This window comes from Absicoccus porci, assembly GCF_003725415.1.
GTDB lineage: Bacteria > Bacillota_I > Bacilli_A > Erysipelotrichales > Erysipelotrichaceae > Absicoccus > Absicoccus porci.
Genome location: NZ_RJQC01000005.1, coordinates 44,265 through 59,468 on the forward strand (window position 1 = coordinate 44,265; position 15,204 = coordinate 59,468).

14 protein-coding genes are annotated in these 15,204 nt (G+C 40.2%); 2 read left to right on the plus strand and 12 right to left on the minus strand.

Annotated elements, in window-relative coordinates:
- Positions 1–10: 10 nt before the first annotated feature.
- The 4 genes from EDX97_RS10960 to EDX97_RS10975 all read right to left on the minus strand — a co-directional run bounded on the left by EDX97_RS10960 (position 11) and on the right by EDX97_RS10975 (position 2,860).
- Entirely contained in the window at positions 11–724 is a 714-nt protein-coding gene (locus tag EDX97_RS10960) for a tRNA threonylcarbamoyladenosine dehydratase (protein ID WP_128521202.1), read from the minus strand.
- Between the two features lie 57 nt (positions 725–781).
- A complete protein-coding gene (locus EDX97_RS10965) occupies positions 782–1,144 on the minus strand; it encodes an Hsp20 family protein (protein WP_128521203.1) in 363 nt (120 codons plus the stop codon).
- A gap of 142 nt (positions 1,145–1,286) precedes the next feature.
- Positions 1,287–1,709 carry an Hsp20/alpha crystallin family protein gene (locus tag EDX97_RS10970; RefSeq protein WP_128521204.1) on the minus strand — a complete coding sequence of 141 codons (423 nt, stop codon included), beginning with the start codon at positions 1,707–1,709 and terminating at the stop codon, positions 1,287–1,289.
- Between the two features lie 146 nt (positions 1,710–1,855).
- Positions 1,856–2,860, minus strand: a complete 1,005-nt coding sequence (locus tag EDX97_RS10975; RefSeq protein ID WP_128521205.1) for a glycerol-3-phosphate dehydrogenase — start codon at positions 2,858–2,860, stop codon at positions 1,856–1,858.
- Between the two features lie 58 nt (positions 2,861–2,918).
- On the opposite strand from EDX97_RS10975, the gene EDX97_RS10980 reads away from it, so the two are divergent.
- On the plus strand, positions 2,919–3,734 hold the full coding sequence (locus EDX97_RS10980) for a MurR/RpiR family transcriptional regulator (protein ID WP_128521206.1): 816 nt from the start codon (positions 2,919–2,921) through the stop codon (positions 3,732–3,734).
- Here EDX97_RS10980 and EDX97_RS10985 read toward each other — a convergent pair.
- Positions 3,679–4,872 (minus strand): L-serine ammonia-lyase, iron-sulfur-dependent, subunit alpha, encoded by a 1,194-nt coding sequence (locus EDX97_RS10985; protein WP_128521207.1) that lies wholly within the window; start codon positions 4,870–4,872, stop codon positions 3,679–3,681. The two genes, EDX97_RS10980 and EDX97_RS10985, sit on opposite strands and share 56 nt — an antisense overlap.
- A gap of 55 nt (positions 4,873–4,927) precedes the next feature.
- Here EDX97_RS10985 and EDX97_RS10990 point away from each other — a divergent pair, with 55 nt between their 5' ends.
- On the plus strand, positions 4,928–6,049 hold the full coding sequence (locus EDX97_RS10990) for a PP-loop family protein (protein ID WP_128521208.1): 1,122 nt from the start codon (positions 4,928–4,930) through the stop codon (positions 6,047–6,049).
- A 51-nt stretch (positions 6,050–6,100) separates the two neighbouring features.
- Here the strand turns inward: EDX97_RS10990 and EDX97_RS10995 are convergent, their stop codons facing one another.
- The 7 genes from EDX97_RS10995 to EDX97_RS11025 form a co-directional block, all read right to left on the minus strand.
- Positions 6,101–7,159, minus strand: coding sequence for a zinc-binding dehydrogenase (locus tag EDX97_RS10995; protein WP_183164351.1), 1,059 nt, complete (start codon positions 7,157–7,159; stop codon positions 6,101–6,103).
- A 136-nt stretch (positions 7,160–7,295) separates the two neighbouring features.
- A complete protein-coding gene (locus EDX97_RS11000; RefSeq protein ID WP_128521209.1) occupies positions 7,296–8,879 on the minus strand; it encodes a xylulokinase in 1,584 nt (527 codons plus the stop codon).
- A gap of 12 nt (positions 8,880–8,891) precedes the next feature.
- A complete protein-coding gene (locus EDX97_RS11005; protein ID WP_128521210.1) occupies positions 8,892–10,865 on the minus strand; it encodes an oxidoreductase in 1,974 nt (657 codons plus the stop codon).
- Between the two features lie 166 nt (positions 10,866–11,031).
- Positions 11,032–12,225: an MFS transporter gene (locus EDX97_RS11010; protein WP_128521211.1), complete on the minus strand. Its 1,194-nt coding sequence runs from the start codon at positions 12,223–12,225 to the stop codon at positions 11,032–11,034.
- Between the two features lie 14 nt (positions 12,226–12,239).
- Positions 12,240–13,295, minus strand: coding sequence for a 2-hydroxyacid dehydrogenase (locus tag EDX97_RS11015; RefSeq protein WP_128521212.1), 1,056 nt, complete (start codon positions 13,293–13,295; stop codon positions 12,240–12,242).
- A 10-nt stretch (positions 13,296–13,305) separates the two neighbouring features.
- Positions 13,306–14,463, minus strand: a complete 1,158-nt coding sequence (locus tag EDX97_RS11020; protein WP_128521213.1) for an iron-containing alcohol dehydrogenase family protein — start codon at positions 14,461–14,463, stop codon at positions 13,306–13,308.
- 10 nt (positions 14,464–14,473) lie between these two features.
- Complete coding sequence (locus EDX97_RS11025; protein ID WP_128521214.1) at positions 14,474–15,118, minus strand: class II aldolase/adducin family protein; 645 nt, start codon at positions 15,116–15,118, stop codon at positions 14,474–14,476.
- Positions 15,119–15,204: the final 86 nt, after the last annotated feature.

A 15,204-nucleotide genomic window follows, 5' to 3' on the forward strand; every position in this document is an offset into this window, starting at 1 on the left:
TACACCACAATTATTCATAGTTAACTAAATCTTTTACAATTTCGCTAGCCATGATCAATCCCATGACGCCTGGGGTAAAGGCCATACTGCCTGGTACATGTTTTTTGGTGGTATTTTCTTCACAAGGCCATTTGGGTTGCATCGGCTTTTCTTTGGAATAAACCACTTTCAAATGTTTGATGTGTCGCTTTTTCATTTCGCGTCGCATGACTTTTGCCAAAGGACAATAACTGGTTTGATAGATATCAGCCACTTCCATTTTGGCTGGGTCCATTTTATTGCCTGCCCCCATCGCACTAATAATAGGAATGTTTTGTGCTTTGGCTTTCATGATAATCTCAATTTTAGCGGTTACGGTATCAACACAATCCACGACATAATCGTATTGAGAAAAATCAAATTGGTCACTTGTTTCTGGCAAAAAGAAACAAGCGTGTTTTGTGACTTCAATTTGGGGATTGATGGCATGGATCCTTTTTTCCATCACATCAACTTTCAATTGACCAATCGTATCGTCAAGGGCAATAATTTGACGATTGATATTGGTGATACTGACAGTATCATTATCAATAATATCCAAATGACCGACACCCGAACGTGCCAAGGCTTCTACGACATAGCCACCAACACCACCAATGCCAAACACGGCTACATGGGCTTGGTTTAATTTTTCCATGGTTTCTTTGCCAAGTAACATTTCTGTTCGCGCATATCGATTGATCATATCTACACCTCACGGCATAATCATACCATAAAAAAAGCGGTCGATTTCTCGACCGTACTAATCAATCTTGATTTCTCTTGGTTTTTCTTGATCTTCTGTCTTTTTATCAGGAAAGACAATGGTTAAAATACCATTTTCAAAATGGGCTTTAAAATCGTTTTCGTTATATCCATCACCAACATAATATCGTCTTGAATATCGATTAGAACGTTCTCTTTGAATGATTGTTCCTTTTTTATGTTCTGTATCGGGTTTTTCTGCTCGTACATACAAATAATCATTGACCAATTCGGCATGGATTTCCGCTTTTTCAAAGCCAGGAATTTCCACTTTCATGATGTAGTTGCCGTCTTTTTCGACAATATCGGTTTTCATCGTATTGGATTCGTGGAATAAATCCAAATTTCGCTCTCGCTTCATTCTATCGCCTCCAAACGAAACTTTTCACCTTTATTATATAACAAAATGCGGTCGATTTCTCGACCGTTGTTGTTGAGTTTTTACGCTAGATTCCGATCTTTCGGGTCGGCGACCGTTAGGAAAGCATTCCTTCTATAAATGTCTAGTGGATCTCAATTTGTTTTGTTTCATTGCGTTGTTCTTGACTCATGCAAGGGAATGTAATCGTTAATTCACCATTCTTGAAGCTTGCTTTGAAGTCTTCCTGTTTGTAGCCTTCACCAACATAGAATCGACGCGAGCAACTATCGCCACAACGCTCTTGACGAATGATTGTTCCTTTATCGTCTTTTTCATTGGTTTCGCTGGTCTTATTGGCACTTACGCAAAGATAACCATCCACCAACTCAATCTGGATGTCCTTCTTGTCAAAGCCAGGCACTTCCATCTTCATTTCGTAATTGTCGTCTTTCTTGACTACATCGGTTTTCATCGATCGACGATCATTGAAGAAGTTGGCATCCCAATCATCAAATAAATGTGGAAATACTGGAAAATCGTTCCAATTTCTTAGTTCACGTTTCATGATATCGCCTCCCAAGTTTTCAATTCAGAAACATGAATTGATCTCGGATAGGAACGAGATATCTGATTACTTGATCTATTTGGTATCCTATTTCTATCTTCAATTATGTTATAGCACTAGTTTTTAGCACTGTCAATACTTAAGTGCTAAAATGTTGTTTCAAATTCCTTCCATGGCATGGTAGCCGGTTTGCCTTCATTGATCACACCATCCATATGGATCAATAAAGGAAATTCCGCTTCTTTATGCAACGTTTTGATGGCGCGTGCCACACGACTCGCAATCACTACAGACTCTAATGTTTCTCCTTGTAGTTTTTCCATGGCTTGCTCCAAGCTATAACCTTCTCCTAAAAGGATTCCGATCTTGCGGGAACGACCCCCAAACACCGTCACATATAAATCACCAATCCCAACCATGGAACTTTCCAATTGGCCACCAGCTACTACGATCAACCGTTCCATTTCGCGAACGGCTTGACCAAAAGCAGCAGCTTGCGCATTGTAGTTGCCTGTGTCTTTTCCGCCTTGTAAACCAATCGTCAAAGCGACTCCCAAGGCATAGCCATTCTTTAAGGCCACTGCGGTTTCTACCCCCGCTACATCCGTTGATAACGAAATATGATAGTAGGATGTTTCAAATAACGAACGTAACCACACCAGATCTTTTTTATTCTTGCCACAATACGTGACACAAGATGGTTCATGATCTGCGAGTTCTCGCGTGACACAGGGCCCGCCAATCGCATAGATCGAAAGGTCGGGGGCTTTTTGTTGCCAATACGCTGGAAATGTTAAAAGTGCGCCATTGGGTTGGTCCAACAACCCTTTTGTGACCGATAAGATCCGTACTTTTGGGGGAATTTTCGGTAATACCTTTTCGGTAAACCAATCCACGCCAAAACTGGATACCCCACATACCACGACATCAGCGCCTTCTAAAGCCACGTCTAAGTCTTCTACTTGATAATAAGTAATGCCTGTGTGTAACACGCGTTTTAAGCGCATATGATAATTGTCTTTTTGGAGTTGATCAATGATAGTTCGATCCAATGGTGTACCTACCATGCGAATGGTATGGCCATTCTCAAATGCGGGAAATGTCAAGCCACTGGCCATCACACCCGCACCGATATATGTAATTGTTGTCATGTTTTACACCTCTTTCTGAATATATTATAATGAAGGCAGAAACAAAAACGTGCCCAGCATGTCAACATACGATGAAAGGATTCCCAATATGATCATCCCTATGAGTCCGGCTTTACTGGAAGAATTATCCTCATCTGAAAAGTGTGTCATTGATTTTATCAATGTCCATGAAACCAAAATTCCCACTTTATCGATCAATGAAATTGCGGAGCAGACATATACCTCTTCCTCTACCGTTTCTCGTGCCATTCAAAAGGCCGGCTTTTCCGGCATTGCCCAACTGAAATTCAAGATCAGTGAGCCCCAACAGAGAAACACACCCCTTGCTCATGAGATCTTAGCCAAGTGTTATCGAGAAAGTGTAGAAACCATCCAACATCTTTCGGTATCTGATATTCGAAAAGTTGTTCAAGCCATTCAAAAAAGCCCACGTATCTTTGTGTTTGCGAAAGGTCTTTCGACCTATTGTGGCATGGAGTTTTGTCATTATTTAGAAATCTTAGGCTACCATGCCATCTTGGTGGATGATTCTGTGCTCTTGCTCAACATCAAACAACGCATTCAACCAACCGATCTGGCCATTTTTTTAACGTTGCAGAATACCTCTTCCGAAATAGCCATTGCGGCTAGTCAATGTCAAAAAGTCGGTACACCCATTGTTGTTTGTTGCGGCAAAAAAGATACGGTCCTTTATGATCTAGCCGATTGGTATTTTCTCGTGTATACCGAAAAAGTCATCGATGATAGCTATTATCCTTTTTTTAGTCGCCTTCCTTTATCGATCTTTACACGTATCTTGATTGAATTCTTATATCATGCTACGACTTCACAACCACAGCCAAACCGCCCAAAGCACTCTCTTTCAGTTCGATAGGTAATTTCTTACCTGTAAGATTCATGGTCTTGACGACCATATCAAAACTCACTCGATTCTTTTTGACATTGCGCAAATATTTAGCTAGGCGAGCTGCATCCAAACTACGCTGGGCAGCCACGGCATTGCGTTCAATACATGGGATCATCACATACCCGCCAACAGGATCACAAGTCAATCCGAGATGGTGTTCCAAACCAATTTCTGCTGCACATTCGATTTGTTCGTTGGTCTGCATTTCTAAACTGGCCACAAAGGCGGCGCCCATGGCACAAGCAGCACCAACTTCGGCTTGGCAACCTCCTTCTGCTCCCGATATCGTCGCATTTTCTTGAATCAGACAACCAATCAAACCAGCCACTTTTAAGGCTTGGATGATATGTCTCTTTTGATAGCCTCGATCTTTATAAGTATGATAAACCAAAGCTGGTAATACGCCGGCACTGCCCATCGTTGGTGCAGTCACCACTAAATGACCACTCGCATTTTGTTCACTGGCTGCATAAGCATAACTGGATAGTAATAAGAAATTACGATCTTCTTGCGTATCACAGCTTGATGCCGATTGATATAAGGCATGGGCAATCCGATCCAACTTTAATGCCCCTGGCAATTTCCCTGTGGTTTTTAAACCTTTGGTAACACAATGTATCATGGCTTTAAAGATCTTTTCCATATAGGGATTGATCTTTTCTTCAAATTCATCCACATATTCATCCAAACGAATGTGATGTTGACTACAATAGGTTTGAATTTCATCCAATGAATGATGGATATATGGTTCTTCAATTGTATGATTGGCTTGGCCATCAATGGTGATCATGCCACCACCAATGGATTCAAACGTATGTTTTCCTAAGCTATGGACAGCATCAAAAGCTTCAATCGTCATCGTATTGGGATGGGGATATTGGGTTTTATAGTCAAATTGAATGGTACAATGTTTTAATGTTTTTTTGATGATTTGATCGGTCAAATGGCCTTTTCCGGTAAAGGCCAATGAGCCAAATAAAACAACTTCAAATTGGTTTGCTTGGGGATAGGTTTCCAACATAAATTGACAAGCACGCATAGGACCAAAGGTATGCGAACTACTCGGTCCAGGTCCAATTTTGAATAATTCTTTTACACTTTCCATAAACAAGTTCCTCTTTTTGTATATCTATTATACACATATATGTTAAAATACGACTATGGAAATCACAATACAAGAATTGAAACAAATAGAAAATTATCTTTTGATCGATATGCGTGATAAAGAACAAGCGCAAAAGAATCCGATGGATGGAAGCATCCAACTCTCTCAAGAAGAGATTGAACAAACAGAATTTGATAAAACAAAACCTATTGTGGTGGTTTGTGCCCAAGGACAATTAAGCATTCCGGTTGTGGCGTATTTACGTGAAAAGGGATATGAAGCCTATTCATTGCAGGGTGGCTATATATCGTTTGTGATGGAACAGCTCAAACAAAATCGATCCGATGATTTTTGTCGTCAAGTAGAGCGTAGCATCATCAAAACCTATCGTAAAAAGATCTGGTCAAAATTCACCAAAGCCATCAAAACCTATGAACTGGTCCAAGAAGGCGATTCCATTGCCGTTTGTATTTCCGGTGGAAAAGACTCCATGTTGATGGCCAAATGTTTTCAAGAGTTACATAAGCATGGCCCAATCCATTTTGATGTGAAATATATCGTGATGGATCCAGGGTATTCGCCTGCCAATCGCCATGTCATTGAAGAAAATGCGAAAAAGTTACAAATCCCCATTCAGATCTTTACTTCGGATATTTTTGAGAATGTCTTCCATATTGAGAAGAATCCTTGTTACATCTGTGCTCGTATGCGTCGAGGGCATTTGTATAACTATGCCCAACAGTTGGGATGCAATAAGATTGCTTTAGGTCATCATTATGATGATGTGATTGAAACCATTTTGATGTCGATGCTCTATGGTGGACAGATCCAAACGATGATGCCTAAGTTACATTCTAACCATTTTGAAGGCATGGAAGTCATTCGCCCTCTCTATTTGATTCATGAAGAGGATATCAAGGCATGGGCAAAGCACAATGGTCTGTACTTTATTCAATGTGCTTGTAAGTTCACAGATACTTGTAGCAGTGAGGCTTGTTTGACACGTCCTAAATCGAAACGAATGGAAGTCAAACAATTGATTCGTCAAATGAAACAGACAAATCCATTTGTGGAACAAAATATCTTTAAAAGCGTAGAGAATGTCAGTTTAAAAACAATCATTGCGTATAAGGATGATGATAAGAAACATCATTTCTTAGATGATTATGATAAATAAAAAAAGAAACCGAAGTATCAGACATAAATCCGATATTTCGGTTTTTGTTTCTTAGTCCCAAGGATGAAGAACGACCTTGATAGCTTCTCCTGTCTTGGTTAATTCAATACCATGATTGATTTCATCCAATGGTAGGATGTGCGTAATGAATTTTTCAGCTGGGAAGTTTGGTGAAGTAGCCAAATGGAATGCACGTTTGGATTGATCATACGATGCTCCAAAGTGTCCTTTGATCCAAATGTTGTTGTAGTGAATCAAGTTTGTATCCAATTCTGTTTTGGATCCTTTTGGTACACCACCGAAGAACACAACCAAGCCACCTTTTTTAACCATATATAAAGCTTGTGCTTGTGTCGCATTGGCTGGTGTTGCGGAAATGACTTTATCGGCACCTTTGCCATTTGTCAATTCTAATACCCGATCGATTGCATATTGCGGATCATCTAGTTTACTTACGATGACTTCATCGACACCAAATTGTTTTGCCATTTCCAAACGATGTTCATTCAAATCGATCATGATGATTTTTTGTGCACCACGAATCTTTGAAATTTGCGCCATGAAATCACCAATTGGACCAGCCCCGATGATCACAATGGTGTCGGCATATCCAACTTTCGCATTTTCTAAACAAGCAAATACAGATGTTAATGGTTCACCTAAGCTAGCGGCTTCATAAGAAACGCCATCGGGAATTTCATAAATACCACCATAATGAATCTTTTCACCACCAACAGCGATATATTGAGCAAATCCACCGGTTCCAGCTAATTTCGCTACATGTTCGTTTTCACAGTTTTCACTGTGTCCACTGATACAGTTATCACATTCCATACAATAGGTACCTGGGAATAGGAACAAACGTTGACCCACATGATATTTGGTTTCTTCTGGACCTACTTCATCGACACATCCCACAATTTCATGACCGTAGATAAATGGGTAGTTGCCTTTTCTGGAATCGGAAGTCAAATTACGAATATCCGATCCACACAGACCAACAGCCATAATCTTTAAGATCATACCATCTTTTGGACAAGCTGGTTTTTCGGTCATTTCTACCCGAATATCATTGGGACCATACATTAATGCTGCTTTCATTTTTGTCATATCTGTAATCTCCTTTAACTGTTTTGTTAAGGATAGTATAGGTAGAATATGCATTCTTATCCAATCATTTTCTTCCTCTTTAAAGTGGAAGTTTCACGTCATAAAATTCAAAAAAAAAGGAGTTTTTCAACTCCTTCTATCGATATTCGGGATGGAGGTCTTTTTGAATATCGGTTACGGTTTGGCGAAGTGCACGAAGATTTGCATCTAATGATTGATACATATTTACATAATATGGATACAATTGATCATATACTTTGGCCCATTCTTCATTTGGTTGAATAACTTCATCCACCTTCACGACTGATTTTACCGCTTCGGTTAAATCTGGGAATACCCCCACTTTATGACCAACGATCAAGGCATCCCCAACCGGAACGTCGCCAGAATCTTCATTTAATAAATAGACAGGGCAATGCAACATGGACGCTTTGATCTTCGACCACGTTTTACTTTTGGCACCGCCACCACAAATACGTAATGCATCACATCTTCCACCAGATTCTTTGACAGTGGTAATGACATGTCGTAATGCATAGGCAGTTCCTTCAAAGATAGAACGGGTCAGATCTTCTCGTGTTGTTGTCATGGATAAACCAATGAACATACTGCGACAGTATTCGTTCCAGATAGGGGCTCGTTCACCGAGCAAGTAAGGAAAGAAGAATAATCCATTGGATCCCGGATCCGTATGCAGTGCTTGTTCATTTAAATAATTATAAATATTTAAATGATGTTCATCACAATAGGCTCTTTCTTCGGCTGCAAATTTATCTATATACCACTTCAAAGCGGCACCGCTTGTTTGAATAGGCGCGTCAAAGATCCAAGGCATGCCATCAATGGAGCATGGACGCGTCACAACCGGTATATCCAATGGGCTCTTTTCTTTACTTCCGACAAATACCAATGAGGTAGTTCCAGAAGATTCACCGGCTTCTCCTAATTTGGACATGCCGGTCGCATATAAACTTGCCATCGCATCCGAGCATCCAGCTACAACTGGAATTCCAGCTTTCAAGCCCGTTTCTGCTGCGGCTTGATCGGTTACATAACCAATGATTTCATCTACTGATTGTGGCTCTGGCAAGTATTTATCTAAATCGATACCAATGATATCGCCAATTTCTTTTGACCATTTCATCGTGTTCATATCTAAACACTGTGTTCGTGTAGCTTGATCCACATCTTGAGTCATTTTTCCTGTCAATTTAAAATTAATGAAGGAACTAGCTTGTAAAAATTTATACGTACGTGCAAATAGTTCAGGTTCATGTCTTTTGAACCACAATAATTTACAAGGTAAGAAAGATACCGATGGTTGTCCACCCACTGTATTGACAAAATGATCAAATCCCATCTTTGTCAAAATTTGATACAATTCACGAGCAGAACGACCATCTTGGTAAGTCATCGCATTTCGTAAAGGCAATCCATTCTCATCCACAGGCAATAGGGTAACCGTATGTGAACTAATCGATATACCACGAATTCGATCCACCACTTCTTGTCCTGCCTGTGCAACTAGAGATTGAAATATTTCTTTGGATTGACGCCACCAATCATTGGCATCTTGTTCCTGCATATTGGGACCGGGAGTCAAAAACTTGCTAGGTCGACTTGCTTCAGCCACTTTCTTGCCATCTTGACCTAAAATGATGGCTTTAATGTTCGTGGTTCCACAATCCATTCCTAAAACATAATTATCTAATACATTCATAATTTTTTCCTCTTAAACTCGACATGCCGCATAATAGGCTGTACTCATCGCATCATATACTTTACCAACTTTTTGGCAATCACCAATGATGTAATATTCATCAACAATATCGCTCAATGCATCTACTTTTTCATATTCAGATTTGAAACCTAATGCACAAACGACTGAATCGGCTTCAATAACGGATTCTTTTCCATCGGCATCGCAAACCAATACACCTTCTTCAGTTACTGCTTTTACCGATGTATTGCACATAACGGTAGCTGCATCATAAATTCTTGGCAACAAGCCACCACGATAGAAACTATTGCATTCCATGGCGACTTCCGGTTTCATTTCAATGATCGTACAATCATGGCCTTCATGGTGCCAACCAATCGCACCTTCACAACCAACAAGGCCACCACCCATGATGACAACTTTTTTACCTAATTTTTCTGGATGCAATTCAGCATCAATGGCCATAATGACTTTATCCGAATCTAAGCCTGGAATCGGTGGCTTGCATTCTTTGGAGCCAATGGCAACGAAAACCGCATCGGGATCAAAACCTTGAATGAAAGAAGATGTAACTTCTGTGTTCAATTGCACATGAACACCGTTTTCATAGACTCGTTTTTCTAATACTTTTGCTAATTCTAGATAATCGCCTTTAAAGTAAGCCGAACCAGCAGGAATCAAATTGCCACCTAAGTGATCTTGTTTTTCTACCAAAGTAACGTCATGACCACGTTGGGCAGCGGTAATGGCTGCTTCCATACCAGCAGGCCCTCCGCCAACGACTAACACCTTTTTCTTTTCTTGGGCTGGTTCCACACCAAAGCGTGCTTGCATTTCTTGACCAATGATAGGATTAGCAGAACATTTGACCATTTCTAATTCTCCGGTTGCCCCGAAGCACTCATAACAACGTAAACAAGGTGTAATATCATCGGCTTGTCCGAGCAAGGCTTTCTTTGGCAAGTCTGGATCTGCTAAAGATTCACGAGCAATTTCAACCACATCGGCTTGTCCTGTCGCAATAATTTCTTCCATTTGTGCTGGGTCTTGTAAAGAACCAACCGTTGCGATTGGGGTTTTTACATGTTTCTTGATTTCGGCACCTAAGTAAACATTGACACCATGTGGAAAGAATGCTGATGGATGCGTTCTTTGAAACATGGATGGATCTTCATGATTACCGCAAGATACATTGATCAAATCGCATTTGCCATCCACCATTTTTGCGACTTCAATACAATCTTCTTGTGTTAAACCACCTTCTAAGAAGTCATCACCATTGATGCGAACTTCAATAGGGAATTTTGGTCCACAAGCTTTGCGTACAGCTTCAACAGATTTGATAAAGAAACGTGCACGATTTTCTAAGGAACCACCAAATTCGTCAGTACGTTTATTCCAAGTTGGGGATAGAAATTGTGAAAATAACCATCCATGTGCGGCATGTACTTGAACCATATCAAAGCCGACTTCTTTACAAAGCAATGCTCCTTTTCCATAGGATTCAATGATCTCATAGACCATTTCAGTTGGCATTTCTTTCACATGGCCTTGCGGCATTTCCATATCACTTACACCCCAAGCAACACCGGATTTGTCATGGCCGCCACCGACACTAGCCAATCCCCCATACATACCACCATGGGACAATTGAATATTTGCCAATGCACCTGCATCATGAATGGCACGTGTTGTTTCGGTCAAGCCTTGACGAACACCATAAGAATCCAATTGTAGTTGTTTATCATGGCTTTTTCCTGTTTTTGAATGCACAATGGATTCACCATACGTTACCACGGCAGCTCCACCTTGCGCTTTTCGTTCCAAATATGCGATCATTTCCGGTGTCATATGACCTTCGGTCGTGATCATGCTAGGACTAGTTGGCGCACAGATGATTCTATTTTTCATCTTGATATTGCCAATTCGTAATGGTGAAAAAAGATGAGGATATAATTGTTTTCCTTTATATTTGCAAATACCCATAAAATAACCTCCTATTTATTGCTTATTGTTAGTAATACGATAACTTGTAACCGGTTACGCTTCAAAAGCTCTATTTCCTCTTGAAAGTGGAAATTTATTGCTATTCTCAACAAAAAAAGACTCGATATAAATCGAGTCTACGATGTAATTAACAATTTGTATACAATTAGTTCTGTGAATCCAATGCTTGTTGATCGGTTGTTGGTGCTTTGATACAAGCTACAATACCTATGATCAATAAAGCGACAGCAGATAAAATGAAACGCATACTGATATTGGCACCAAGCATAGCAGCTACAGGGTTGACAATATAAGCACTCAAGAAGTTTCCTAAATTATATGTAGCCGATACGATAGCGATAGCCATAGATGCTTGAGAAGGGTCTACCATGTTGGCAGAGAAAGTGACTGCACCTGGATTACGAATCGCAAAACCAATACCCATCAAGATGGCTCCTACGCAGATAACTGGGAAACTTGTTGATAAACCTACCAAAGCCGTACCAATTGCCATCACAATGATAGCAGCGCCAATGGTAAAACGTTTGAACGTTTTAACAACATTACCTAAGATCAATCCACCAAGAATACCAATACCTTGCATGATGGCAGAAACAGTCCCGGCCGTACTCGCATCACCAATATGATTTCGGTCAATATACATAGCGATATTTGTATTAAATGTGGCAACAAAGATACCTGTGATCAAACATAAGATTCCGAAATAAACCATGCTTCCACTGATGGCGCTTTTTGATTCTGTCGATGCAGCTTGTTCCGGTACTTCACCTTTTGGTACCATAGCCCAAATACAAATAATAATTGGTACAGCGATCAAGAAAACCAAATATCCTTTTTCCCAACCCCAGTTAGCTGTAAACATACCAGAACCTTTAGCGATGATGGTACCACCAATAGATACGAAGATGGATTGGAATCCCATGACTCTAGATTTATCAATTCCCGTAAAATAATCCGAAATCAAGGATGAACTGGTGACAACGACAAAGGATAATCCTGTTCCAATGATGGCACTCACAATGTACAACATCCATAATTGGGTATTCATCACTTGTGGTAACAAGCCACCAACTAACATTAAGAAAGTTCCTAATAATGCGATGTTGCGTTTTGTCATACGACGTTCCAAAAGTGGTTCCAAGAGCATCATTGGTAAAGTCAATAAGTTGATCAATGTCAAGACAATCTGAATGGATGCATCACTTGCATCCGGGAAAGATTTTCCGACTTCAGCTAGAATAGGTGATAATGCGCTGTTACATGCCATTGTCAGTGACATGATCATTAATCCAGCAGCAATCACAAATTTGCTACGACCATTTGTTTTCGTGTTTTCCATTTCTCACTTTCCTCCTAGACACGTTTCCAAATATATTTGCGATCTTCTCCTTTTAAGTAAGCTAAGATCTCTTGAGACATCATTTCACCGGACCAATTATCAACATCGGTTGTCAATCCTGCCATATGTGGTGTACATACTACATTGCGCATCTTCAATAGTGGATGATTGGCTGGTACTGGTTCTTGCCAATATACATCAATAGCGGCTCCAGCAATGTCTCCATTTTGTAAAGCTTCAACAAAATCGCGTTGATCAATAACAGCTGCACGTGCAGTATTGACAACATAAGCTGTTTTCTTCATTTTTGAGAACCAATCTTTATTTACAATTCCTTTCGTTGAATCTAAGACTGGTAGATGGATACTTACGATATCAGCATTGGATAACATGGTATCTAGATCACAGGCTTTAGCACCGGTTGCTTCAATCTTTTCATCGTCTAAGTATGGATCATAGGCTAAGATTTCCATACCAAAGGCTTGTGCACGTTTGGCAACTTCACGACCAATGGCACCAAAACCAGCAATACCTAATTTCTTTCCATATAATTCAAATCCAATTCCATAATCGGTAAATGGATGATGTTCATCCAAAGGACCAAAAGTAACATTTTTTACATCAGGTACATCATAGATATCTGCTTTGGCTGGACTTGTATGTTCACCTTTATGCAATCCTTCAGCAGAAATCGTAATCTTTCGTGCCATGGCAATCATTAATCCCATTGTGAATTCAGCAACAGCTACACGGTTACGACCAGGTGTATATGACAACTGCAAGCCACGATCCATGATCGTTTTATTATCGACCGTAACGGGTGTTCCTTTGGCTACACCAATAAATTTCATACCTGAATCCGCCCAATCATTGATCGTATCTGTACCAGCATATTCATCGCCCAATACGACCAATTCATAGCCGCGACATTCTTCTCTGGTTTGGGCTTCGGTTACATTTCCTTTTCCGTGCTTTAATTCACCAGCAATGGTAATGTCGCAATATTCTTCAATTTCTTGCATACGCTTTTCAGGTAAACGCGTACATAATACCATTTTCTTTTTTGCCATTTTCGTCTCCTTAAAATGCTTTCCTTAATATTTCAATAATTGTTTCTTTTGTCACATCTTGACGTGGATTAAAATGTAACGGACCTTCCTTTAATGCATCCGTTGCGATGATGTCAAAATCTGCTTCCGTGATCTTATGTTCCCTTCCTTGTTCATGAAGAGGTCGAATACCCATTTCTTTGACCATACGGCCTAATTCATTGGCTAGAGCAAATTTATCTTTTTCTTCATCACCAGTCAAAGGTAAGTTGATGGCTTTGGCCATTTCAATCATTTCTTTTGGACATTTTTCTGCATTGAAAGCCGTAACATAAGGTAACACACATGCATTGGCCACGCCATGAGCTATACCAAAATGAGCACTCAACGTATGTGCAATCGCATGTACCAATCCTAAATTGGCATTGGAGAAGCCAAATCCGACAACGATGCAACCTAACATCATCTTTTCACGCGCATCCATATCGTTGCCGTTTTCATATACTTTTGGTAGATTTTCATAGAAAATCTGTAAACCACGCAAAGAATTATACTTGGTTAAATATGTCGCTTCGTTAGAAATATAGCTTTCTACGGCATGGGTGATGGCATCCAGTCCCGTAGCGGCAGTGACTCCAGCTGGCACAGTACGGGTGAATTCAGGATCCGCAATCACTTTATCGGCTACGATCTTATTATCGATCACGACATATTTACGAACCGATTTGGTATCGACCAGGGCCGCTACATTGGTAATTTCACTGGATGTTCCAGCAGTTGTTGGAATGGCAATCAATGGACAAACAGGTTTTGGTACGTTACCAATGCCTTCGTAATCCATGATATTTCCGCCATTGCTTGTTAGAACATTGATGGCTTTGGCCGTATCCATACTGGATCCACCACCGACAGCTACAAAGGCATCGATATTATTTTCCTTTGCGATTGCATAACCTGCTTCAACGACTTCGTTGGTTGGATTCGGAATAACACCATCAAATTCCACAACGTTGAATTTATCTTTATCAATAGCATCAACGACTTTATCTGCAATACCTACGGCTTTCACGCCTTTATCATAGACAACCAACACATTGGTTGCACCAAACTGCGTTAATATTCTTGAGATCTCTTGGATGGCATCTTTTCCAAAGGTGACATCCGTCTTTACAAAAAATTCCTTTGCCATATTGTTCCCTCTAGACAGCTTGATCGGCTGCAATCAAAGCTTTCATTGCTTTTTCGCCTTCTTCAGGCATTGGTTCATATGTACCTAACAATTTTGCATAGAATGTTGTGACAGCCATTTCTTCTGTGTATGTTGTAGCGGCCATAGCAGCTTTCATATCCTTACCACAGCAGAACATTCCATGGTTTTTGATCAATACGGCACGTCCATTGTCTCCCAATGCTTCTACTACTTTTTTAGCTACATCATTGCTTCCTGGCATTGTGAATGGCACGATACCAACAGGAGTGAATTCACATTGTGGTGGAGTAATAGGTCGTAATTCAGGATTATCGCCCATAGCCATGATTGTCGCAAACATTGCATGCGTATGAACCGTTGCTTTCACATCAGGTCTTGCACGCATTACAGCTGTATGCATAGGCACTTCACTTGATGGTTTATAGTTTCCATCTAACCAATTACCATCTAAATCAACAATGGCGATATCTTCTGGTTTCATACCTGTATAAGAAATGCCACTTGGTGTGATAGCGATTACATCGTCTTCATCATCACGTAAAGCGATATTACCGGAAGTTCCTTTTACCAATCCTTGTGCAACAGCTTCTTCAATAGCGTCTAACACAATTTTTCTAATTCTTTCGTATTTCATATTGTCTCCTCCTTTTTTATGAAATATTGTTTGTTTCTTTATGCTTTGAGTATAAAAAAAAGCCCTATATTCCTCAAAGCGCATTT

Excerpts from the sequence above, each read along its gene's own strand:
- EDX97_RS10960 (WP_128521202.1), bottom strand. The coding sequence starts at position 724 with ATGATCAATCGATATGCGCGAACAGAAATGTTACTTGGCAAAGAAACC.
- EDX97_RS11005 (WP_128521210.1), bottom strand. The coding sequence starts at position 10,865 with ATGGGTATTTGCAAATATAAAGGAAAACAATTATATCCTCATCTTTTT.
- EDX97_RS10990 (WP_128521208.1), top strand. The coding sequence starts at position 4,928 with ATGGAAATCACAATACAAGAATTGAAACAAATAGAAAATTATCTTTTG.
- EDX97_RS11015 (WP_128521212.1), bottom strand. The coding sequence starts at position 13,295 with ATGGCAAAAAAGAAAATGGTATTATGTACGCGTTTACCTGAAAAGCGT.
- EDX97_RS11000 (WP_128521209.1), bottom strand. The coding sequence starts at position 8,879 with ATGAATGTATTAGATAATTATGTTTTAGGAATGGATTGTGGAACCACG.
- EDX97_RS10980 (WP_128521206.1), top strand. The coding sequence starts at position 2,919 with ATGTCAACATACGATGAAAGGATTCCCAATATGATCATCCCTATGAGT.
- EDX97_RS10995 (WP_183164351.1), bottom strand. The coding sequence starts at position 7,159 with ATGACAAAAATGAAAGCAGCATTAATGTATGGTCCCAATGATATTCGG.
- EDX97_RS10970 (WP_128521204.1), bottom strand. The coding sequence starts at position 1,709 with ATGAAACGTGAACTAAGAAATTGGAACGATTTTCCAGTATTTCCACAT.
- EDX97_RS11025 (WP_128521214.1), bottom strand. The coding sequence starts at position 15,118 with ATGAAATACGAAAGAATTAGAAAAATTGTGTTAGACGCTATTGAAGAA.
- EDX97_RS10985 (WP_128521207.1), bottom strand. The coding sequence starts at position 4,872 with ATGGAAAGTGTAAAAGAATTATTCAAAATTGGACCTGGACCGAGTAGT.
- EDX97_RS11010 (WP_128521211.1), bottom strand. The coding sequence starts at position 12,225 with ATGGAAAACACGAAAACAAATGGTCGTAGCAAATTTGTGATTGCTGCT.
- EDX97_RS10965 (WP_128521203.1), bottom strand. The coding sequence starts at position 1,144 with ATGAAGCGAGAGCGAAATTTGGATTTATTCCACGAATCCAATACGATG.
- EDX97_RS11020 (WP_128521213.1), bottom strand. The coding sequence starts at position 14,463 with ATGGCAAAGGAATTTTTTGTAAAGACGGATGTCACCTTTGGAAAAGAT.
- EDX97_RS10975 (WP_128521205.1), bottom strand. The coding sequence starts at position 2,860 with ATGACAACAATTACATATATCGGTGCGGGTGTGATGGCCAGTGGCTTG.